The organism is Vibrio sp. PBL-C16 (genome assembly GCF_034321865.1).
Lineage (GTDB): Bacteria > Pseudomonadota > Gammaproteobacteria > Enterobacterales > Vibrionaceae > Vibrio > Vibrio alginolyticus.
This window is the reverse complement of the sequence record NZ_JAXLNY010000002.1, coordinates 3,111,034-3,133,666: the sequence shown is the minus strand read 5'-3', so window position 1 is coordinate 3,133,666 and position 22,633 is coordinate 3,111,034. Positions and strand designations below refer to the sequence as shown.

The following is a 22,633-nucleotide window of genomic DNA, read 5'->3' as shown; positions in this document are numbered from 1 at the left end:
AATGATGGAAGCTCAACCCGAAAAACAAGTGAACCAAACTGGCGCAGATTATCTGCGCCAAATCCTTCGCGCACCTGTTTATGAAGTAGCAACAGTGACGCCACTGCAAGAAATGCCTCGTTTATCTGCACGTATCGGGAATAACGTGCAGATCAAGCGTGAAGATCGCCAACCCGTACACTCGTTCAAATTGCGCGGTGCATACAACATGGTGGCGAGTTTATCTGAAGCACAAAAAGCCGCTGGTGTCATTGCAGCATCGGCAGGTAACCACGCTCAAGGCATGGCGCTCTCTGGTACTAAGCTAGGCATCAAGACCACCATCGTGATGCCCAAAACCACACCAGACATCAAAGTCGATGCGGTACGTGGCTTCGGTGGCAATGTAGTGCTGCACGGCAGCAACTTTGATGAGGCAAAAGCGGAAGCGGAACGCCTTTCTGATCTGCATGGGTACACATTTGTCCCTCCTTTCGATCACCCACTGGTGATTGCAGGTCAAGGCACCATAGGCATGGAAATGCTGCAGCAAAATGGTCACCTTGATTACATCTTCGTCCCTGTCGGTGGTGGCGGTTTGGCTGCCGGTGTTGCGGTACTCGTGAAGCAGCTAATGCCAGAAATCAAAGTGATTGCGGTCGAGCCAGAAGATTCTTCATGCCTCAAAGCGGCATTGGATGCAGGTGAACCAGTAGTATTAGACCAGGTCAGCATGTTTGCCGATGGCGTTGCAGTAAAACGCATTGGTGAAGAGACGTTTCGTCTATGCCAAAAGTACATTGATGGCCATATTGCAGTCTCTAGCGATGAAATCTGCGCAGCAGTAAAAGACATCTTTGAAGACACCCGTGCGATTGCAGAGCCTTCTGGCGCGCTTGCTCTGGCGGGTTTGAAGAAGTTTGCTGAGCAAAACAAACTGCAAGGTAAGAATTTAGGTACTGTGCTGTCTGGTGCCAACACTAACTTCCATGGCTTACGTTATGTTTCTGAGCGTTGCGAGCTTGGTGAGAAACGTGAAGGTTTGCTTGCCGTCACCATTCCTGAGCGTCAAGGTGCCTTCTTTGAGTTCTGTAACCTCATTGGCGGCCGCGCCGTAACGGAGTTTAACTACCGCTACAACGATGACGCATTGGCAAATATCTTTGTCGGTGTGCGTTTGCAAGGCGGTCAGGAAGAGCTAGAACATATCATTCACGACTTACGTGATGGTGGCTACCCAGTGGTTGATTTGTCTGATGATGAAATGGCGAAGCTGCACGTGCGCTACATGGTTGGTGGTAAGCCGTCTAAGCCGCTTAAAGAGCGCCTCTACAGCTTTGAATTCCCAGAATATCCGGGAGCGCTACTCAAGTTCTTAAGCACACTCGGTACTCATTGGAATATCAGCTTGTTCAACTACCGTAACCACGGCGCTGACTACGGACGTGTTTTATGTGGTTTCGAGTTAGATGAAAGCGATTTAGCTCAGTTTTCTGCACATTTACGTGAACTTGGCTATCAATGCAAAGACGAGACAGACAACCCATCGTATAAGTTTTTCTTGTCATAAAACGCCACATTTCAAATATATCAAAGACAACACCTCGCATTAGCGAGGTGTTTTTTATGACTGTAACCAATCTTTATGTAGCTGATTAGGCGACCCAAGATAGTCCACCATCCACTGGATCAATTTATGATTATCATCTTTGCGCCATACTAAGCAGCAGTGACTGAGCGGTTTATCATCCGGCATGACCTTCTCCACCAGCACACCATCATTGATTAAGGGTGTTGCAATATGACGTGGCATGTAACCCACGCCCACCCCATTTTTTAAACATTCAATCGCACTATACCAATTGGGCAATAATAATCGGCGCTGTTGCGGATAATGGCCAGTATGGCGTTTTGGCAGCACGTTCGAAGTATCATCAAGACAGATCGCCGGAAATTGACTCACAAACTCTTCAGTAAGCACTTGTTGTCTAACGCAAGGATGAGCGGGTGACATTACAAATGCCCAATCTAATACGCCCATATCTTTGACTTCAAAATCTCCCCCAACGGGAACCGCAGATGTCGCGCCAACGACAATGTCGGCTCGACCTTGTGCTATGGCTTCCCAAGAACCATTGAAGACCTCCATATTGATCTGCAATTCAGCAAATTCAAACTCGCGATAAAAATCTTCCACCAAAGGTTTGAGTTTTTCTAACTTCACCACGTTATCTAAGGTCAGCTTTAACGTGCTTTTCCATCCTTGAGCCGCTCGCCGCGTTTGTGCTTTCACCTCTTCCATTTGACGCAGCAAAGAGCGCGCCTCGGCCATAAAAAGTTCACCCGCTGGAGTTAGCTCAACTTTCCTTGGTAAACGTCGAAACAGCACCACATCTAAATCTTGCTCGACCTGCCTTACTCCATAGCTGATGGCTGAGGGGACTTTATGCAATACCTCAGCCGCAGCGGTGAAACTGCCTAAACGGGCAACCGTATCCAGCATTTCCAAAGACGCTTTAGAGAACATGATTTAACCTTTCAAAAAATTTGATTGATAACCAACAATTTTAGCGTTTTATTTTCTCAAAATCGAAAAATAGAATAATAAGGTAAATAAATCAGGGTTGGCGCCAACTGATGTTGATTAAAAAATGATTAAATAATTTGACTGGTTGAATCATGAAAATCTCAAAACTACAGCTCATTTATCTGGCAGCATTATCGATGCTTGGCTTCGTTGCTACCGATATGTATCTGCCAGCATTCAAAGCGATGGAAATCGACTTTGCAACAGGCCCTGAGCAAATTGCGCTCTCTTTAACGGTATTCCTCGTTGGTATGGCGATTGGCCAACTAATGTGGGGATTGGCATCCGATAAATTTGGCCATCGTAATACACTCGCAGCCGGGTTGGTGCTATTTACTATCGCGTCATTCGGTTTGGCTTTCTGTGATCAAGTATGGCAACTACTCACACTGCGCTTTATCCAAGCTATCGGTGTGTGTGCACCAGCCGTGATCTGGCAGGCTATGGTCATTAAGCGCTACTCAAGCAGTAGCCAACAAATTTTTGCGACAATCATGCCACTCGTCGCGCTATCACCAGCACTAGCACCTCAATTAGGGGTTGTGTTGGCAGATAACTTCGGCTGGCACAGTATCTTTATTACGCTAACACTAGTTGGCGTCTTTTTGGTCTTTGCGACCATGGCACAAAAAGACGAGAAAGCAGAAATCAAACAAACCAGTATGTCTGCCGACATCAAAGCGCTGCTGAGTTCTAAAAAATACCTTGGCAACGTGTTTATGTTTGCGACGGCTTCAGCTGCATTCTTTGCTTACCTAACTGGGATGCCAGAAATCATGGCGCAACTGGGCTACGAAGCAAAAGATATTGGTTTGAGCTTTATCCCACAAACCATCGCGTTTATGGCTGGTGGCTACTTAGGTAAAGTAGGCGTTCGAAAATTTGGTGATGAAAAGGTTCTGCGCCAACTGATTGGCCTATTTAGTGTCGCGGCATTAATGATTTTCATTGCTTCACAGTGGGAGCTGTCATCGATTTGGCCTATTCTTGCGCCATTCTGTTTGATTGCCGTTGCTAACGGCGCACTGTACCCAATCGTGGTAAACCGTGCACTGGCCAGCGCACAACAGAGCCCTGCAACAGCAGCAGGTCTGCAAAACAGCCTGCAAATCTGTGTAAGTAGCTTCTCAAGTGCATTGGTAGCCGCAATGGCAAGCCAAGCTCAGATGGTTACTGGCATCGCAATCATCATCTGTATGGGTGGGCTGTGGATGGGATACATTCTGTCGAATCGCGAATTATCCAAGCACTTTACGACTCCTGACAACGCCCGAGTCGTGAGTGAAGACGAACTTTAATCGTTCTGATAATAAAAAGAGCCGCGCAATGCGGCTCTTTCTGTTTATAAGCTTTTCAACCCCCATTTCTTGGCAGTCTGCTTAAAAAAGCCTTGAGTCTTTTTCAACTCTACCCAGTGATTGATGTAATTAATCCATACTTGATCGTCTTGCGGCAACAACATAGCAATTGGGGTTGGTTTACGCGGTGCGGTCACTGGCACTATCGCCAACTGTTTAAACTTATCCACCAACGTCGCTGCTTCCACATTGGACGTCACCGATACATCGGCCCTGCGAGCTAGTAGTTCTTGGAAGTCGCGCGCTGGCGCTTCAATAACAATATGCTGAGCAGACGGGAAGAACTCTTTCACCATTTTTTCTTGTACCGTACCTAACGTCGCCGCGACTTTTACTTCTGGTTTATTAAAATCTGCCCAATCAGAGAATTTGGCGAGATCTTTCTTTTGCACCACAGGTACAAAGGCAAGGTAGAAATACGGCTGGCTGTATCCAGCTACTTTCGCGCGCGACATGTTCAGAGATGCGCTGCCAGTAATATCGTATTTGTTGGCGGTAATGCCATTAACTAGCGTCTTCCAATCCGTGGCTACATACTCCACTTTTACACCGAGATCTTTAGCAAGTTCTGTTGTTACATCGATATCGAAGCCACGATAACTGTTTGTCGCAGGGTCTTTCATCGTCATCGGATTCCAATCTCCCGTCGTTCCAACTCGGAGTACGCCATTGTCTAAAATGGATTGAAGACGGCTTTCAGCGTGAGCGACTTGAGTCGCAGCAAGCAAACACATTCCTAGCACTAGTAAAATCTTTCTCATTTTTATTCCCTTAAAAATAATGACCTTATACGGTTTAATAATTAACCTTTATTAGAGCTCTACTGATAACATAGCAGCAACAAAGGAAGTTTTTTAGTTAATTCAGGGAGTAAATGTGACGTTTCGAACTCTATGGCTGTTTTCACTGCTATTACTCACTGGTTGTTCAGATTATCAATGGGGCTGGTATGTACTTGACCCTTCGACGGATCAAGGGCTCACCAATCTAAAGTTTTTAATCGCTGGGTTTAATGACACCATTCAGGTATCACTCCTCAGTATGTTATTTGCGATGAGCTTGGGTCTGATCGTTGCGTTACCCGCTCTGTCGGACTCTGCCTCTCTGAAGTGGATAAACCGTATTTATGTCGAGGTGATCCGTTCAGTGCCAGTTTTAGTCTTACTACTTTGGGTGTATTACGGCATGCCTACGCTATTGGATGTCTCACTCAATCACTTTTGGGCGGGTGTTATTGCACTGACTATCGCTGAGAGTGCGTTTATGGCGGAAGTGTTTCGCGGTGGGATACAAGCTATCAGCCGTGGCCAGCATGAAGCAGCTGAGTCTTTGGGCTTAAGCTATTGGCAAAAGATGCGCTTGGTAATTCTTCCCCAAGCGTTTCGGCAAATTCTCCCACCACTGGGTAATCAATTTGTCTACATTCTCAAGATGAGTTCTTTAGTCAGCGTGATTGGTTTAAGCGATCTCACTCGCCGTGCTAATGAGCTGGTGGTGAATGAGTACTTACCCTTAGAGATTTATACCTTCCTCGTTTTGGAGTACTTGTTGCTCATCCTATTTGTATCTCAAGCCGTTCGTTGGCTCGAAAAACGTATTGCCATTCCTAGCTACTAGCGATGAAGCCTTAGCTAGAAACAACAAAGCCGCTCTTATTGAGCGGCTTTGACAATATAGCGATAGAGTGCAGGTATTGCTTATTTCTGTTTTACAGGACGCTGCCAGCCAGTAATTTTGCGCTCTTTGACGCGAGTAATTACTAACTCACCTTCTTCAACATCTTTTGTTAGTGTCGTGCCTGCACCGATGGTTGCGCCATCAGCGATAGTGACAGGCGCCACCAGCTGGCTATCAGAACCAACAAAAACATCATTACCGATGATGGTTTTAAACTTGTTCGCACCATCGTAGTTACAAGTGATAGTACCTGCACCGATGTTAGTACGTTGGCCGATCTCTGCATCACCTAAGTAAGTTAGGTGGTTCGCTTTTGAACCTTCTCCGATGCGCGCATTTTTCACTTCAACGAAGTTACCCACATGGGAATCGTTACGCATTTCAGCACCAGGACGAAGGCGAGTAAATGGACCAACCGTACATTCTTCACCAACCGTTGCACCTTCAATCACACTGTAAGGGCGAACGATGGTGTTGTCGTCGATTTCACAATCTTTCAGTACACAACCCGCACCGATAACCACGTTATCACCCAGTGAAACTTTACCTTCGACGATAACATTCACGTCGATTTCACAGTCCATACCGCACTGTAACTCACCACGCAAATCAAAGCGTGCTGGATCGCGTAGCATGACACCTTGCTCTAGTAGCTTCTGAGCTTGCATTGACTGGAAAGCACGCTCTAGACGAGCAAGCTGTGCGCGGTCGTTGACCCCTTCCACCTCAATGGCATTGACTGGGTGTACTGCCTCAACGGCACGACCTTCATCGTGTGCAGCTGCAATAACGTCAGTTAGGTAGTATTCGCCTTGTGCGTTGTTGTTGTTTAAGCCAGACAACCAACGCTTAAGATCCCCACCAGTCGCAACCATCACGCCAGTGTTGATCTCTTTAATTTGTTTTTGTTCTTCTGTTGCATCTTTTTGCTCAACGATCGCCACAACAGGACCATTCTTACGGATAATACGACCATAGCCTGTCGGGTTATCTAGAATCACTGTTAGTAGTGCAATACCGCCAGTTGGCTGTGCATCTAATAGGTTTTCAATCGTTTCAGCTGAAATCAGTGGAACATCACCGTAAAGCACCAGTACTTTTTCATCGTCTTCAAACTTCGGAGACGCTTGATCAACCGCATGACCTGTCCCTAACTGCTCCGCTTGAAGCACCCAATTTACAGGCTCTTCTGCAAGAGTGGTTTGCATTTGATCACCACCGTGACCAAAGACCAAGTGGATGTTTTGTGCGCCAAGACCTGTACATGTATCGATAACATGTTTTGCCATTGGCTTGCCTGCCAAAGTGTGTAGCACTTTAGGCATGTTCGAATGCATACGGGTACCTTTACCCGCTGCAAGAATCACAGCACTGAATTTCATTGATAACCTATTGACGTTTTATGTTAATTGGCCGTTATTTTAAACAGCTCTTTTAAAATAGTTAATGGAGTAAGGTAAATTTCCAACTAAAATTAATCAAAAAGGCGACCAATTGGCCGCCTTTTTTCATGCAACGTTGCTAATTGAGCTTAGCGACGCTTTTTTGTCAGCTCGATAACTCGTAGCTGAGCAATGGCTTTAGCCAGTTCACTGGCCGCTTGTGCGAAGTCCATGTCACCATGCTGATTCTGGATTTGCTCCTCAGCGCGGCGTTTGGCTTCTTCTGCCTTCGCTGCGTCTAGCTCTTCACCACGGATAGCTGTATCAGCTAGTACAGTCGCTGTACCAGGCTGAATCTCTACCATACCACCAGAAACATAAATAATTTCTTCGTGGCCGTGCTGTTTCACAATACGCACCATACCAGGCTTGATAGCGGTCAGCAGCGGTGTGTGACCATGGAAAATACCAAGTTCACCTTCGCTACCGGTCACCTGAAACGTTTCAACACGACCAGAGAAGATTTTCTTCTCAGCGCTTACTACGTCTAGGTGAAAGGTTATTGCTGCCATATCGCCTCCTAGTTAGCCTTATAGCTTCTTCGCATTCTCAATAGCATCGTCGATGCTACCGCAGTACATAAATGCCTGCTCAGGAATGTCGTCGTATTCACCAGCTAGTAGACCTTTAAAGCCACGTAGAGTCTCTTTTAGAGGTACGTAAATACCAGGGTCACCTGTAAATACTTCTGCTACGTGGTAAGGCTGAGTTAGGAAACGCTCAATCTTACGTGCACGAGATACAACTTGCTTATCTTCTTCAGATAGCTCGTCCATACCTAGGATAGCAATGATATCTTTCAGCTCTTTGTAGCGCTGAAGAGTCTGCTGAACACCACGAGCAACTTCGTAGTGATCTTGACCTACTACTAGTGGATCAAGCATACGAGATGTTGAATCTAGCGGGTCGATCGCAGGGTATAGACCCATTGCAGCGATGTTACGGTTAAGTACAACCGTTGCATCCAAGTGCGCGAACGTTGTTGCTGGAGACGGGTCAGTCAAGTCATCCGCTGGTACGTATACCGCCTGTACAGACGTGATAGAACCTGATTTCGTTGACGTGATACGCTCCTGAAGTACACCCATCTCTTCTGCAAGAGTTGGCTGGTAACCTACCGCAGAAGGCATACGACCTAGTAGTGCTGATACCTCTGTACCTGCAAGTGTGTAACGGTAGATGTTATCAATGAACAGTAGTACGTCACGACCTTCGTCACGGAAACGCTCTGCCATTGTTAGACCAGTCAGTGCAACACGTAGACGGTTACCTGGTGGCTCGTTCATCTGACCGTAAACCATCGCTACTTTTGATTCTTCAGGCTTCTCAACGTTTACAACGCCCGCTTCCTGCATCTCGTAGTAGAAATCGTTACCTTCACGAGTACGCTCACCAACACCAGCAAATACTGATAGACCTGAGTGCTGTAGTGCGATGTTGTTGATAAGTTCCATCATGTTAACGGTCTTACCTACACCTGCACCACCGAATAGACCGATTTTACCACCCTTAGCGAATGGACAAATTAGGTCGATTACTTTAACGCCCGTTTCTAGAAGTGCAATTTCGTTTGATTGCTCTTCGTAGCTTGGTGCACTACGGTGGATAGAGTAAACCTCTTCCGCACCCACTTCACCACGCTCGTCAATCGCGTCACCTAGGACGTTCATGATACGACCTAGAGTTTTAGTACCTACTGGTACTGAAATTGGAGCGCCAGTGTTAACCACTTCTACTCCACGACGTAAACCATCAGAGCTACCCATTACGATACAACGAACTACGCCACCGCCTAGCTGTTGTTGAACTTCAAGAACTAGACGCTCTTTTGAGTCCGTTACGTTTAGAGCGTCATATACACTAGGTACATCGCTCTGTGGGAACTCTACGTCGACTACCGCACCGATGATCTGTACGATCTTACCTGTAGCCATCGTTAATCCTCTAAACTATTTCGTTTTACCTAAGCTTAAACCGCAGCTGCACCACCAACGATTTCTGATAGTTCTTGTGTAATCGCAGCCTGACGGGCTTTGTTGTACACAAGTTCCAAATCGTCAATCAAACTGGTTGCGTTATCCGTTGCAGCCTTCATCGCAATCATTCGAGCCGCTTGCTCACAAGCAAGGTTCTCAACCACACCTTGGTATACCTGAGACTCTACGTAACGCACTAATAGCGTATCCAGTAGAGGTTTTGGTTCAGGCTCATAGATGTAGTCCCATGAATGCTCACGCTGCATCTCTTCGCTGTCCGATTTAGGCAAAGGTAGCAATTGATCGATCGTTGGTTGCTGAACCATAGTATTTACAAACTTGTTGAATACTACATATAGACGGTCCAGTTCACCTTCATCGTATTTCTTCAGCATTACGCCAACAGAGCCGATTAGGTCTTGTAGGCTTGGATTATCTCCAAGACCAGAAACCTGTGCCGCAACTTTTGCGCCACCATGTTTAAAGAAAGCTGTTGCTTTTGAGCCAACAACGGCTAGCTCAATCTCAGCACCTTTCTCTCTCCATGCTTGCATGTCTGTAACGGCTTTTTTGAACACGTTAATGTTCAAACCACCACACAGACCACGGTCTGTCGAAACGATGATGTAACCAACACGTTTAGCTTCACGCTCTTCTAGGTACGGATGACGGTACTCTAGGTTTGCGTTAGCCACATGACCGATCACTTTACGCATTGTTTCAGCGTATGGACGAGAAGCTTCCATTGCATCTTGAGAACGACGCATTTTTGAAGCTGCTACCATTTCCATCGCTTTCGTAATTTTCTGAGTGCTTTTAACACTACCGATTTTATTACGTATCTCTTTTGCGCCGGCCATCGTTACTCTCCGTTAGTTGGTGGCAGAAACTGCCACCGACCTAATTACCAAGTTTGGGTTGCTTTGAAGTCGTCAGTCAGTTTCTTCAACTGAGCTTCGATTTCATCGTTGTAAGCGCCAGACTTGTCGATCTCAGCTGCTAGTTCAGCGTATTGACCGCGAGCGTACGATAGTAGAGCCGCCTCGAAATCTAGAACTTTGTTAAGTTCTACATCATCAAGGTAACCGCGCTCTGCCGCGAAGATAGTTAGAGCTTGGTCAAATACAGACATTGGAGCGTACTGCTTCTGCTTCATTAGTTCTGTAACTTTTTGACCATGGTCTAGCTGTTTCTTCGTTGCGTCATCAAGGTCAGAAGAGAACTGAGCAAATGCCGCTAGTTCACGGTATGCAGCTAGTGCTGTACGGATACCACCTGATAGTTTCTTGATGATTTTCGTCTGAGCTGAACCACCTACACGAGATACTGAGATACCTGGGTCAACAGCAGGACGAACACCAGCGTTGAATAGCTCAGTTTGTAGGAAGATCTGACCATCAGTAATCGAGATTACGTTAGTCGGTACGAATGCTGAAACGTCACCTGCTTGAGTTTCGATGATAGGAAGAGCAGTCAAAGAACCAGTCTTACCTTTCACTTCACCGTTAGTGAAACGCTCTACGTACTCTTCGTTTACACGAGCTGCACGCTCTAGTAGACGCGAGTGTAAGTAGAATACGTCACCTGGGAATGCCTCACGGCCTGGTGGACGTTTAAGTAGTAGAGAGATCTGACGGTAAGCTACCGCTTGCTTAGATAGATCATCGTAAACAATCAGTGCGTCTTCACCGCGATCGCGGAAGTATTCACCCATCGCACAACCTGCGTAAGGCGCTAGATATTGAAGCGCTGCAGATTCAGAAGCTGATGCAACTACAACGATAGTGTTTTGTAGTGCGCCGTGCTCTTCTAGTTTGCGAACAACGTTAGCGATAGTCGATGCTTTCTGACCGATTGCTACGTAGATAGAGAAAATACCAGAGTCTTTCTGGTTGATGATCGCGTCGATCGCCAGTGCTGTTTTACCAATCTGACGGTCACCGATGATAAGCTCACGCTGACCACGACCGATTGGGATCATTGAGTCAACTGACTTATAACCAGTTTGCACAGGTTGGTCTACCGATTTACGGTCGATTACACCTGGTGCGATCACTTCTACAGGCGAAGTCATTTTCGCTTCGATTGGACCTTTACCATCGATAGGCTCACCCAGCGTGTTTACTACGCGGCCTAGTAGCTCTGGACCAACTGGCACTTCAAGAATGCGACCAGTACCTGTAACTTTCATGCCTTCCTTAAGGTCAGCATATGGGCCCATTACAACCGCACCAACCGAGTCACGCTCAAGGTTAAGTGCCAGTGCATAACGGCCACCCGGTAATTCAATCATTTCACCTTGCATCACGTCCGCTAGGCCGTGGATGCGGATGATACCATCGCTTACCGATACGATAGTACCCTCGTTGCGAGCTTCACTAACAACTTCGAAAGATTCGATACGTTGTTTGATCAGATCGCTAATTTCCGTGGAATTAAGTTGCATGCTCCAATCCCCATTAAGACTGCAATGCATCGCTCAGGCGGTTCAAACGACCACGCGCTGAGTCATCGATGACTAGGTCTCCGGCTCGAATAATAACCCCACCAAGTAGGGTCTCATCTACACTGCAATTCAGCTTCACTTTGCGTTCAAGACGCTTTTCAAGTTTGCTGCCAATGTTTGCAAGTTGTTCATCAGAAAGCTCTGTTGCTGAAATTACTTCAACATCAATTTCTTTCTCATGTTCTTTTTTCAGAGTAAAAAACTCTTTACAAACATCAGGAAGGGCCGCTAAACGACCATTCTCAGCCATTACCTTCAAAAGGTTTTGACCGTGCGCATCAACTTGCTCGCCGCAAACTGCAACAAAAATTTCTGCCATTTTGTCAGCAGAAACCGAACCCGTTAGTAGTTCGTTCATTTGTTCGTTTTTGGCCACTTCAGCAGCAAAAGATAACATTTGGCCCCATTGGTCCAACTGGTCTTTCTCTAAAGCAAAGTCGAAGGCTGCTTTAGCATAGGGGCGTGCGATAGTAGTCAAATCAGACATATGCGCCCCCAGACTTAAAGTTTTGCAGTAATGTTGTCGAGAATATCTTTTTGCGCATCTTTATCGATAGAACGCTCAAGGATTTTCTCAGCACCAGCTACAGCCAGAGTAGCAACTTGTTTGCGCAGCTCATCGCGTGCACGATTGCGTTCAGCTTCAAGTTCTGCTTCTGCTTGCGCTAGGATTTTCTGGCGTTCTGCCTGAGCTTCCTCGCGAGCTTCATCAAGAATTTGAGACTTACGCTTGTTCGCTTGTTCGATGATCTCAGTTGCTGTGCGCTTCGCTTCTTTCAATTGATCAGAAGCGTTGGCTTGTGCTAGATCCAAGTCTTTCGCAGCACGTTCTGCTGCTTGAAGACCATCAGCAATTTTCTTCTGACGCTCTTCGATCGCTTGCATCAATGGTGGCCATACATACTTCATGCAGAACCACACAAATAGTGCGAACGAGATTGCTTGACCTAGCAGAGTTGCGTTTATGTTCACAACAGCTACCCCTCTATTTGGACTTAGTGTTAATCAGTGACAAGCGATAATCGCCCGTCCCGAGTTAAAGGTGATTAACCTAGTTGACCAACGAATGGGTTTGCGAAAGTGAATAGTAGCGCGATTACGATACCGATCATTGGAACCGCATCAAGTAGACCCGCGATGATGAACATCTTAACTTGTAGCATAGGAGCCATTTCTGGTTGACGTGCAGCACCTTCTAAGAATTTACCACCTAGCAGTGCGAAACCAATCGCTGTACCAAGAGAAGCAAGACCGACGATAATACCTACGGCGATTGCAGAAAAGCTCAGTAAAGTTTCCATTACTATCTCCAATTTATAGTTGTTGGCTTAGTGCCCAAATAAAAAGCTTTAAAAAAATTAATGATCAGGATCTTCGTGTGCCATTGACAGGTAAACAATTGTCAACATCATGAATACGAAGGCTTGAATCGTAATAACCAATATATGGAAGATTGCCCACGGTAGTGAACCCATCCATTGTAAGTACCATGGTAGCATTGCCGCACAAAGAATGAATACAACCTCACCCGCGAACATGTTACCGAATAGACGCATACCAAGTGATAGAGGTTTCGCTAATAGCGATACCACTTCAATTAGTAGGTTAAACGGAATCATCAGTGGGTGATTGAATGGATGTAGTGCAAGTTCTTTTGCGAATCCACCTAGACCTTTTACTTTGATGCTGTAGTAAATCATCAATGCAAAAACGCCTAGAGCCATAGCCATGGTGATATTCACATCAGCAGACGGTACAACCTTAAGGTAAGGAATACCTAGCCAATGCTCTGCTGGGTATGGTAAGAAGTCGATAGGAACTAAGTCCATCACGTTCATCAAAAATACCCAACAAAAGATAGTCAGTGCTAAAGGCGCGATCAGTGGGTTGCGTCCATGGAACGTGTCTTTGACGTTATCGGCGACAAATTCAACGATCATTTCTACAGCACACTGAAGCTTACCCGGTACACCCGCTGTTGTTCTCTTTGCTACTTTGTAAAAAATTCCGAGGAAAATTAAACCAGTAAACCAAGAAAAAAACAGGCTATCGATATGTACGTTCCAGAAACTTGTCTCCGACCCTACTAAACCCAACTTGTATAGCGATAGGTTAGAAAGGTGGTGGGCAATGTAACCGGACGATGTTAGCGCTTCACCTGGCGCAGCCATAACTCATCCTATTTTTTGTTGTTAATGAATAGCACTGGTGCACAGATATTAATACCTAGTACCAGCAAATAGGTTAGTTTGAGGGGAACAAGTTCCACCTGCATATACATGTAGGCAACATAGAACAGTGCAACCGTGATGAGAATTTTCAGTACTTCACCCGTATAGAAGGAAGCAGCGATGCGCTTGGCAGCGCGAGCTCCACTAAACATGAAAGCACACAGCGCGAATACTGCATTGGCAACAACAAAAATGCCTCCGCCAATCAGCGCTGAAAATCCCCAGTCAGGATTTATGGCTACCGCCATTCCTGCTGCCACAAAAATAACCGCGCCAGACTGGATCATTAACAATTGCCTTGCGAGCTCTCGTCCTGGTCTAGCTAACGCAGCTACCATGTATTCGTACCTCTAGTAATATCCACTTCGCACTTAACTCTCTGTGCTGGGAAATTGGCGAAAATTATACGTTCAGTTCAACGTAAAGCAATTCGATTGCATCAAAAACTTACAGTTTTGTTTACAAAACGACAACTTTCGCACAAAATTCGATTAATTCGATTAATTGACCTAAATCAATTATCTCATCTAGGCCTCAAGCTTGGCAATTAGTTGGTCCAATTTGTGAGGCTCATCAAGACTTATCGTCAATTTCGCTTTTCCGTTTGCAGAACGGGTCAGAGAAACTTTTGCATCAAGCAGCTGACTCAATTTATGCGACATTTGCTCGGCTTCGGTATCCTCTTGTTGCCCTTTTTGCTCATTTTGTGGGGCTAAGCACTTTTTTACTAACTGTTCGGTTTGGCGAACAGTCATTTGCTTCTTAGCCACTTGTTGAGCAACTTCGACTTGCTGTTCGCCTTCTAACGCTAACAGAGCTCGAGCATGACCCATTTCCAATTTTTTATCTGCAACCAGACCTTTTACATCTGCTTCCAACTGATTCAGACGTAATAGGTTACTCACCGTCGTTCTTGATTTACCAATCACATCGGCCACTTGCTGATGTGTCAGCGTGAATTCATCTTGTAGACGTTCAAGCGCTTGGGCTTCCTCAATCACATTCAAGTCTTCACGTTGAATGTTTTCAATCAACGCCATGGCGATGGCGGCACGATCTTCAACTTTTTTCACCAAACACGGCACGCGTTTTAAACCCGCCTGCCTTGCAGCACGCCAGCGGCGCTCACCTGCGATGATCTCAAACTGACCACTTTCGACCTGGCGAACCACGATTGGTTGAATAATGCCTTGTGATTGAATCGAAGCCGCTAGTTCTTCTAGCGCTTCAGGCGCCATATCTTTACGCGGTTGGTATACGCCCGGTTGCAATTGACCAATCGCTAAATCGGTTAATTCACCGTCTGCCGATAATTCTTGGCTATGCGATGCAATATGCTGTTTTTCACGAGCAAACGAACTGGTCGACAATAACGCATCCAGTCCTTTTCCGAGACCACGCTTAGACATGGGATTGAATTCCTTAGGTTAGAGTTAAACTGGGATTTCTTCGCGGCGGAGCATTTCGCCCGCTAGAGCAAGATACGCTTTGGCACCTGCGGAGTACTTATCGTAGTACATTGCTGGCTTACCGTGGCTTGGCGCTTCAGCCAAACGAACATTACGCGGAATGACAGTACGGTAAACTTTATTCCCAAAGTGTTTTTTAAGTTGATCGGATACTTCATTCGATAAGCGGTTGCGTGGGTCGTACATGGTACGCAATAAACCTTCGATTTTGAGGTTTTCATTCACAACAGCCGCTAACTTGCTGATTGTATCCATAAGAGCAGTTAAACCTTCTAACGCAAAGTATTCACATTGCATCGGCACCAGCACAGAGTCAGCTGCCGCCATCGCATTGATTGTAAGAAGGTTTAGAGAAGGAGGACAATCAATAAAGATGAAATCATAGTTATCGCGAACTGACGACAATGCATTTTTTAGACGCACTTCACGAGCGAAAACTTCCATCAATTTGATTTCTGCCGCGGTTACGTCTCCGTTCGCCGCGATCAAATCATACTTCCCTGTTGTTTGGGTACAAACGACTTGATCGAACGGTGTATCTTCGACCAAAAGATCGTATGCGGTGGCGTCGACCATATACTTATCCACGCCACTGGCCATCGTAGCATTGCCTTGCGGGTCGAGATCGATCACCAAAACCTTGCGCTTTGTTGCCGCCATCGAAGCCGCTAAGTTAATGCACGTTGTTGTTTTGCCGACCCCACCTTTCTGGTTGGCGATTGCTACAATTTTACCCACGATTACCTCGCTAATTTTCCTTGCGCGATAAGATTACTAGATGACGATCACCTTCCAACTCAGGAACAGCCAAAGATATGATCTCTGTCACACTGCACCATTCAGGAAGCTGATCCATTTCATCTTTAGGGTGCTGTCCTTTCAGCGCTAGAAACACCCCGTGCTCTTGTTTCGGCAAATGGTGGCACCATTCCACCATGTCTGTCATTGAAGCAAAAGCTCGACTCAAAACGCCATCAAATTTTTCTTCAGGCTGGAATTCTTCGACGCGACTTTGAATTGGTGTCACGTTTTTCAGCCCTAATGTGTGCACAACTTGCTTGATAAAACGGATGCGTTTGCCAAGACTGTCGAGCAAAAAGAAGGTTTTCTCAGGGTTCATGATTGCCAAAGGGATGCCCGGTAACCCCGGACCAGTACCAACATCAATGAAGCGCTCACCGGGCAGGTGTGCGCTTACAACGATACTATCAAGAATATGTTTCACTAACATATCAAGCGGATCACGTACCGATGTTAAATTGTACGCTTTGTTCCATTTATCGAGCAGTTCGACATAACCAACTAACTGCTCTCGTTGCTGTTCTGACACTTCCAAATCGGTTTTCGCGATCAGTGAATCCAGCTTTGTTCGCAATGCGCTCATTATTCTTCCTCACCTTTCTTCAGCAAACCATGCTTTTTCAAGTGAACAAGTAGAATAGAAATTGCAGCAGGCGTAATACCAGAAATGCGTGATGCAATACCGATGCTCTCTGGTTTGGCCTCGCTCAGTTTAGCAACGACTTCGTTTGATAAACCTTTTACATCGCGGTAATCCAAATCAGCAGGTAACTTGGTATTTTCGTGACGCAGTGATTTTTCGATCTCTTCCTGCTGACGCTTGATGTAACCATCGTATTTCACTTGAATTTCAACTTGCTCAGCCGCTTGCTGATCTTCAAGAGCAGGAGCAAACGCTTCAAGTTGCGTCAGTTGCGAATAAGTGATCTCTGGACGACGCAGAAGATCCTCACCACTCGCTTCACGGGCCATTGGGGTTTTCAGCAGCTTGTTCAACTCGTCAACACCCTCTGACTTCGGATTCATCCACGTTGCTTTCAAACGCTGACGCTCCGTTTCCATATTGTTGATTTTCTCGTTAAAGCGAGCCCAACGAACATCATCAATCAAGCCTAGCTCGCGCGCTTTTTCCGTTAAACGTAAATCGGCGTTATCTTCACGAAGTAGCAGGCGGTATTCCGCACGAGAAGTGAACATGCGGTACGGCTCTTTGGTACCCATGGTCGATAAGTCATCAATCAACACGCCCATGTAAGCTTGGTCACGACGTGGGCTCCAGCCTTCTTTGTCTTGGCTAAACAAGCTTGCATTTAGACCGGCCATCAAGCCTTGCGCTGCGGCTTCTTCGTAGCCAGTCGTGCCATTAATCTGGCCAGCAAAGAACAAACCATGGATGAACTTCGTCTCGTACGTTTGCTTCAAATCACGTGGATCGAAGAAATCATATTCAATCGCATAACCTGGGCGAACGATGTGTGCATTTTCAAACCCTTTCATTGAGCGCACGATTTGTACTTGCACATCAAATGGCAAGCTGGTCGAGATACCATTAGGGTATAACTCGTGCGTGGTTAGGCCTTCTGGCTCAATGAAGATTTGGTGGCTGTTTTTGTCAGCGAAACGCATCACTTTGTCTTCAATAGACGGACAGTAACGAGGACCAATACCTTCAATCACACCTGCGTACATTGGACTGCGATCCAAGTTACTGCGGATCACATCGTGAGTTTGTTCATTGGTGTGGGTGATGAAACATGGAATCTGACGCGGATGCTGTTCACGTTTGCCCATGAACGAGAATACAGGCGTTGGGTTATCACCGTGCTGAGCTTCTAGCACTGAAAAATCAACAGTACGAGCATCAATGCGCGGTGGAGTACCTGTTTTTAAACGATCCACGCGGAACGGCAGTTCACGCAGTCGATCCGCTAATGCGATCGATGGTGGATCCCCGGCACGACCACCAGACGAGCTTTCCATACCTATGTGGATCTTACCACCAAGGAAGGTACCCACGGTTAGCACAACGGCTTTCGCATGGAAGCGAAGTCCCATTTGAGTTACCACACCAACTGCGCGATCTTGTTCAACAATCAGATCATCAACTGATTGCTGGAACAACGTTAAGTTAGGCGCATTTTCTAATGCATTACGAACGTACGCTTTGTACAGAGCGCGATCGGCTTGAGCTCGAGTTGCTCGTACTGCAGGACCTTTGGAGGCATTTAGTGTACGAAACTGAATACCTGCATGGTCGATGGCTTCAGCCATCAAACCGCCCATAGCATCTACTTCTTTTACTAAGTGACCTTTACCAATACCACCGATCGCCGGATTACAAGACATCTGGCCTAATGTATCGATGTTATGGGTAAGGAGAAGCGTTTTTTGTCCTGTGCGTGCAGATGCGAGCGCGGCTTCCGTTCCTGCGTGTCCGCCACCGACAACAATGACGTCAAAGTTTTCGTGATAAAGCATGAACTGACCTCAGGTATTCAAAGGGATTTAATGGACAGATAAAGGAGCCGTATTTTACCTGCTTTATGCCAGAGAGAAAAACGTTTTCTCGTTTTATCCGTTTTAAGCTTCAAGATAAATATATATAAGATCTATATATATGATCTTTTATTAGATCTACTATTAGGATCGACCGTTTCTGTGGATAACCTAAAAATGATCAACAAGATCATGGATCTTCTTTGGATCATATCTTGTGATCATGATTGGATCAGATCGAGGATTACCTGGGATCAAAAGTGGTAGTTATACACAGGGGGTAAAATTGATCAAAGTTGTTATTGGGATAACTAAAGGAAAATCACTGGATCTTATTGTAGTTATCCACAGTCTGTTTGGTTGGTTTTTGAGCGGTTAAACAAAATAATTTGGTGGGAGTTATTCACATGGGAGAAAACAGAGCCGAATTTCGACTCTGTTGAAGGGAAAGTCGTGAGTTTAAAAACGTTCGATATTCTCTTTTAACCACATCTCTGCGGCGTTTTCTGGCACATCATGGCTCAGTACATCGATTTTAAAGCAATCTGCGAGAGGGGTTGCACCAATATCCTCTAACAAATCATAAGCGTGTTGACCAGCGGCACAGAACGTATCGTAGCTAGAGTCACCAATCGCAATCACCGCAAATTTTACATCAGTCATTTTTGGCGGTGTATTTTGTAATGCTGCGATAAAAGGTTGGATATTATCAGGATACTCACCAGCTCCATGTGTAGAGGTGATCACCAACCACGTACCTTGATTTTCGATATCACAGAGGGAAGGCTGGTTGTGGATCGTTGTTTCAAATCCATTCTCGTTGAGTAGATCACTCAGGTGATCCCCTACGTATTCTGCGCCACCTAACGTGCTGCCTGTAATAATGTGGATCATACTTCTTCCTTATTGAATGCGACGGCTAAAGCTCATGGATGGCTTGCCGTACAAAAAGAAACGCGGTGTGAGTTAAGCTCAGCACCGCGCGTTCGATTATTTACTTCCCGATACAGAATGAAGAGAAGATTCGTCCCAGTAAGTCGTCAGAACTGAACTCACCGGTAATCTCATTGAGATGTTGTTGGGTGATGCGTAGCTCTTCAGCCAATATTTCACCTGCCATATAGCCTTCAAGCTGCTCCTGGCCTATTTGAAGGTGCTGTGCGGCACGTTCTAATGCATCGAGATGACGACGACGAGCCATAAACCCACCTTCACTGTTGCCAGAGAAACCCATACACTCCTTGAGATGATCGCGCAGAGCTTCAACCCCTGCACCAGTCTTCGCTGACAAACGGATAAGAGTAGGGTTATTGACGTGGCAGATCCCCATATCTTCACCCGTTTGATCCGCTTTATTACGGATCACAGTTATGCCAATGTTGTCTGGTAGGCGATCCACAAAATCTGGCCAGATATCTTTCGGATCGGTGGCATCGGTTGTCGTGCCATCCACCATGAACAACACGCGGTCTGCTTGGGCTATTTCATCCCACGCGCGTTCGATACCGATTTTCTCTACTTCATCGGAAGCATCACGCAAACCTGCAGTATCGATGATGTGCAGAGGCATGCCATCAATATGGATATGCTCACGCAGTACATCACGCGTAGTTCCTGCGATGTCGGTTACGATTGCAGACTCTTTACCCGATAGCGCGTTCAGCAGGCTTGATTTGCCCGCATTTGGACGACCCGCAATCACGACTTTCATCCCTTCACGCATAATAGCGCCTTGGTTAGCTTCTTTGCGCACCGCATCTAGGTTGTCGATGATGGCTTGTAGGTCACCAGCCACTTTACCGTCGGCCAAAAAGTCGATCTCTTCTTCAGGGAAGTCGATGGCTGCTTCAACATAGATACGCAAATGAATCAGCGACTCAACTAAGGTATTAATGCGGCCTGAAAATGCGCCCTGTAAGGATTGCAGCGCCGATTTTGCTGCTTCTTCAGAACTGGCATCAATGAGGTCTGCAATCGCTTCGGCTTGAGCTAAGTCGAGTTTATCGTTCAGAAATGCGCGTTCAGAGAACTCACCAGGGCGAGCAGCTCGAATACCATCTATACCTAGAATGCGTTTTATCAGCATATCCATCACGACAGGGCCGCCATGGCCTTGCAGCTCAAGTACGTCTTCACCTGTAAATGAGTGTGGGTTAGGGAAGTACAGTGCGATGCCCTGATCAAGCACAGTGCCATCTTCTGACTTAAACGGCAGGTACTCTGCGTAGCGGGGCTTTAGTGTTTTGCCAGTGACTTCTAACGCCACTTGGTTGGCTTTAGGGCCAGAAACTCGAATAATACCGACACCGCCACGACCAGGCGCGGTCGCTTGAGCGACAATCGTATCTGTAGTCATAATTTTGCCTTTTGAGCTGGGCTATAGGGAAGATACCTAGGGAGCCATCACAATTAATTAGCTGAATTGTAATCAGCCAAAAACAAAAAGGCGACCTTTTGGCCGCCTTTCTCAATCATTTCCTAAAAGGTTACTTGCTGTGTAAGCCTTTTTTCTCTAATCCTTTGTAGATCAGAGTTTGCTGGATAAGCGTTACGATGTTCGACACCAACCAGTACAGAACGAGACCTGATGGGAAGAACAAGAAGAAGAAGGTAAACATAACCGGCATAAAGGTCATGATCTTCTGCTGCATTGGATCCGTTACCGTTGTCGGGCTCATCTTCTGGATTAGGAACATAGACGCACCCATCAATAGTGGCAGGATGTAGTAAGGGTCCTGTGCTGAAAGGTCATGAATCCAACCGAAGAATGGAGAGTGACGTAGCTCTACCGATTCCATTAGTGCCCAGTAAAGCGCGATGAAAATAGGCATCTGTAGGATAAGAGGTAAACAGCCACCTAGTGGGTTCACTTTCTCTTTCTTGTACAGTTCCATCATTTCTTGGCTCATGCGCTGACGGTCATCACCGATACGCTCACGCATTGCTTGCAGCTTAGGCTGTAGCATGCGCATTTTCGCCATAGACGTGTATTGCGCTTTTGTTAGTGGGTACATTGCACCACGAACGATGAAGGTCAGACAGATGATTGCCACACCCCAGTTACCAACAAAGCTCTGGATGAATGAAAGCAACATATGAAGAGGCTTCGCAATGAACCATAACCAGCCGTAGTCCACTACTAGGTCTAGGTTAGGTGCCACTTCTGCCATTTCATCTTGCAGTTTTGGACCAACCCAAAGTGTTGCTTCAAACTTAGCCTGATCGCCTGTTGCGATAGTTTTGTTCGGCATACGAACGCCGATGTCGCCTAGGTTGCCAATTACACGAGTGTATAGGTTAGTACCTGGTTCGTTACGTGGGATCCAAGCTGCGGCAAAGTAGTGCTGAATCATTGCTGCCCAACCTTGGCCATCGGCTAGGTTAAGAGACAGGTTGCGATCCTGCATATCATCAAAGCTGTACTTCTTGTAACGCGTATCTTCTGTTGAGTATGCGCCACCACGGTAAGTAGGCATTGTGATGCTACCACCATCGTCCATTAGGTTTTGACGTAGGTGAGCGTACATACCAAATGTTGCGTTGTTGCCTGAGTTGTTCACTACATCGTATTCAACATTAAGCGCGTAGCTGCCGCGTTTAAAGATGTAAGTTTTGGTGTATTCGATACCGTTTGCAGTGAATGTCATCGGAACGCGAAGTTCATCTTGACCGTCAGCCATTGTGAAGCTGTCTGCACTTACGTTGTAGTGAGGGCGATTTGTGCTGCTCAAGTCGATACCTTGAGGGCCCACTAGACCGCTTTGAGCGATAAATTGGTGACCTTGAGCGTCTTTAAGCAGAACAAAGGAATCTGATGAATCTAACTCAGCAGAGTATTCGTTAAGGTTGGCATGTACCACATCGCCACCAACGGTGTCGATCGACAGAGTTAAAACATCAGTCGTTACTGTGATAGTTTTTGCAGAAGCTTGCTGTTGACCAGGAACTGGGTCAAGTTCATCAGCAAAAGATGGTGCAGGTAGAGTGCTGCTTGATTGAGCCTGTTCAACTGCTTGAGGTTCTGGATTCTTTGCAACTTGCCATTGTTGAAACAGCAAAAAAGAAACCAGGGCCAAACCGATGAGCAGGATATTACGTTGAGAATCCATCG

22 protein-coding genes are annotated in these 22,633 nt (G+C 46.2%); 3 read left to right on the top strand and 19 right to left on the bottom strand.

Going from position 1 to position 22,633, the window contains the following annotated elements; translation table 11 throughout:
• Nucleotide 1 precedes the first annotated feature (1 nt).
• Nucleotides 2-1,549, top strand: coding sequence for a threonine ammonia-lyase, biosynthetic (gene ilvA, locus UQW94_RS22655; RefSeq protein ID WP_042523890.1), 1,548 nt, complete (start codon nt 2-4; stop codon nt 1,547-1,549).
• Between the two features lie 54 nt (nt 1,550-1,603).
• Here ilvA and punR read toward each other — a convergent pair whose 3' ends face one another.
• The gene (gene punR / locus UQW94_RS22650; RefSeq protein WP_017821565.1) at nt 1,604-2,506 is read right to left on the bottom strand and encodes a DNA-binding transcriptional activator PunR; all 903 of its coding nucleotides are present in this window, start codon (nt 2,504-2,506) and stop codon (nt 1,604-1,606) included.
• A gap of 152 nt (nt 2,507-2,658) precedes the next feature.
• On the opposite strand from punR, the gene punC reads away from it, so the two are divergent.
• On the top strand, nt 2,659-3,864 hold the full coding sequence (punC, locus tag UQW94_RS22645; RefSeq protein WP_005378946.1) for a purine nucleoside transporter PunC: 1,206 nt from the start codon (nt 2,659-2,661) through the stop codon (nt 3,862-3,864).
• Between the two features lie 44 nt (nt 3,865-3,908).
• Here punC and UQW94_RS22640 read toward each other — a convergent pair whose 3' ends face one another.
• Complete coding sequence (locus UQW94_RS22640) at nt 3,909-4,685, bottom strand: transporter substrate-binding domain-containing protein (protein ID WP_322142574.1); 777 nt, start codon at nt 4,683-4,685, stop codon at nt 3,909-3,911.
• A 115-nt stretch (nt 4,686-4,800) separates the two neighbouring features.
• Here UQW94_RS22640 and UQW94_RS22635 point away from each other — a divergent pair, with 115 nt between their 5' ends.
• Nucleotides 4,801-5,541 (top strand): amino acid ABC transporter permease, encoded by a 741-nt coding sequence (locus UQW94_RS22635; protein ID WP_005383852.1) that lies wholly within the window; start codon nt 4,801-4,803, stop codon nt 5,539-5,541.
• An 80-nt stretch (nt 5,542-5,621) separates the two neighbouring features.
• Here UQW94_RS22635 and glmU read toward each other — a convergent pair whose 3' ends face one another.
• From glmU to yidC, 17 genes are all read right to left on the bottom strand, one after another.
• Complete coding sequence (glmU, locus tag UQW94_RS22630) at nt 5,622-6,983, bottom strand: bifunctional UDP-N-acetylglucosamine diphosphorylase/glucosamine-1-phosphate N-acetyltransferase GlmU (protein ID WP_047102566.1); 1,362 nt, start codon at nt 6,981-6,983, stop codon at nt 5,622-5,624.
• A gap of 149 nt (nt 6,984-7,132) precedes the next feature.
• The gene (locus tag UQW94_RS22625) at nt 7,133-7,555 is read right to left on the bottom strand and encodes a F0F1 ATP synthase subunit epsilon (RefSeq protein ID WP_005378937.1); all 423 of its coding nucleotides are present in this window, start codon (nt 7,553-7,555) and stop codon (nt 7,133-7,135) included.
• A gap of 18 nt (nt 7,556-7,573) precedes the next feature.
• Complete coding sequence (gene atpD / locus UQW94_RS22620) at nt 7,574-8,977, bottom strand: F0F1 ATP synthase subunit beta (RefSeq protein WP_005378933.1); 1,404 nt, start codon at nt 8,975-8,977, stop codon at nt 7,574-7,576.
• Between the two features lie 35 nt (nt 8,978-9,012).
• A complete protein-coding gene (gene atpG, locus UQW94_RS22615; protein WP_005378932.1) occupies nt 9,013-9,879 on the bottom strand; it encodes a F0F1 ATP synthase subunit gamma in 867 nt (288 codons plus the stop codon).
• A gap of 44 nt (nt 9,880-9,923) precedes the next feature.
• On the bottom strand, nt 9,924-11,465 hold the full coding sequence (gene atpA / locus UQW94_RS22610) for a F0F1 ATP synthase subunit alpha (protein ID WP_005378931.1): 1,542 nt from the start codon (nt 11,463-11,465) through the stop codon (nt 9,924-9,926).
• 13 nt (nt 11,466-11,478) lie between these two features.
• Nucleotides 11,479-12,012: a F0F1 ATP synthase subunit delta gene (atpH, locus tag UQW94_RS22605; RefSeq protein ID WP_005378930.1), complete on the bottom strand. Its 534-nt coding sequence runs from the start codon at nt 12,010-12,012 to the stop codon at nt 11,479-11,481.
• Between the two features lie 14 nt (nt 12,013-12,026).
• A complete protein-coding gene (gene atpF / locus UQW94_RS22600) occupies nt 12,027-12,497 on the bottom strand; it encodes a F0F1 ATP synthase subunit B (protein WP_005378929.1) in 471 nt (156 codons plus the stop codon).
• A gap of 74 nt (nt 12,498-12,571) precedes the next feature.
• The gene (atpE, locus tag UQW94_RS22595; protein ID WP_002540812.1) at nt 12,572-12,826 is read right to left on the bottom strand and encodes a F0F1 ATP synthase subunit C; all 255 of its coding nucleotides are present in this window, start codon (nt 12,824-12,826) and stop codon (nt 12,572-12,574) included.
• A 57-nt stretch (nt 12,827-12,883) separates the two neighbouring features.
• Nucleotides 12,884-13,696 (bottom strand): F0F1 ATP synthase subunit A, encoded by an 813-nt coding sequence (gene atpB, locus UQW94_RS22590; protein ID WP_005378922.1) that lies wholly within the window; start codon nt 13,694-13,696, stop codon nt 12,884-12,886.
• A gap of 8 nt (nt 13,697-13,704) precedes the next feature.
• Nucleotides 13,705-14,094: a F0F1 ATP synthase subunit I gene (locus tag UQW94_RS22585; protein ID WP_005378921.1), complete on the bottom strand. Its 390-nt coding sequence runs from the start codon at nt 14,092-14,094 to the stop codon at nt 13,705-13,707.
• Nucleotides 14,095-14,283: 189 nt separating this feature from the next.
• Entirely contained in the window at nt 14,284-15,165 is an 882-nt protein-coding gene (locus UQW94_RS22580; RefSeq protein WP_206949710.1) for a ParB/RepB/Spo0J family partition protein, read from the bottom strand.
• A gap of 24 nt (nt 15,166-15,189) precedes the next feature.
• On the bottom strand, nt 15,190-15,963 hold the full coding sequence (locus UQW94_RS22575) for a ParA family protein (RefSeq protein ID WP_005383838.1): 774 nt from the start codon (nt 15,961-15,963) through the stop codon (nt 15,190-15,192).
• A 10-nt stretch (nt 15,964-15,973) separates the two neighbouring features.
• Complete coding sequence (gene rsmG / locus UQW94_RS22570; protein ID WP_005378902.1) at nt 15,974-16,609, bottom strand: 16S rRNA (guanine(527)-N(7))-methyltransferase RsmG; 636 nt, start codon at nt 16,607-16,609, stop codon at nt 15,974-15,976.
• Nucleotides 16,609-18,504 (bottom strand): tRNA uridine-5-carboxymethylaminomethyl(34) synthesis enzyme MnmG, encoded by a 1,896-nt coding sequence (gene mnmG / locus UQW94_RS22565; protein ID WP_005378901.1) that lies wholly within the window; start codon nt 18,502-18,504, stop codon nt 16,609-16,611. Before mnmG ends, rsmG begins: the two co-directional genes overlap by 1 nt.
• 477 nt (nt 18,505-18,981) lie before the next feature.
• Nucleotides 18,982-19,416: an FMN-binding protein MioC gene (mioC, locus tag UQW94_RS22560; protein WP_322142573.1), complete on the bottom strand. Its 435-nt coding sequence runs from the start codon at nt 19,414-19,416 to the stop codon at nt 18,982-18,984.
• A gap of 100 nt (nt 19,417-19,516) precedes the next feature.
• The gene (mnmE, locus tag UQW94_RS22555; RefSeq protein ID WP_005383836.1) at nt 19,517-20,878 is read right to left on the bottom strand and encodes a tRNA uridine-5-carboxymethylaminomethyl(34) synthesis GTPase MnmE; all 1,362 of its coding nucleotides are present in this window, start codon (nt 20,876-20,878) and stop codon (nt 19,517-19,519) included.
• Nucleotides 20,879-21,008: 130 nt separating this feature from the next.
• Complete coding sequence (gene yidC, locus UQW94_RS22550; RefSeq protein WP_005383834.1) at nt 21,009-22,631, bottom strand: membrane protein insertase YidC; 1,623 nt, start codon at nt 22,629-22,631, stop codon at nt 21,009-21,011.
• Nucleotides 22,632-22,633: the final 2 nt, after the last annotated feature.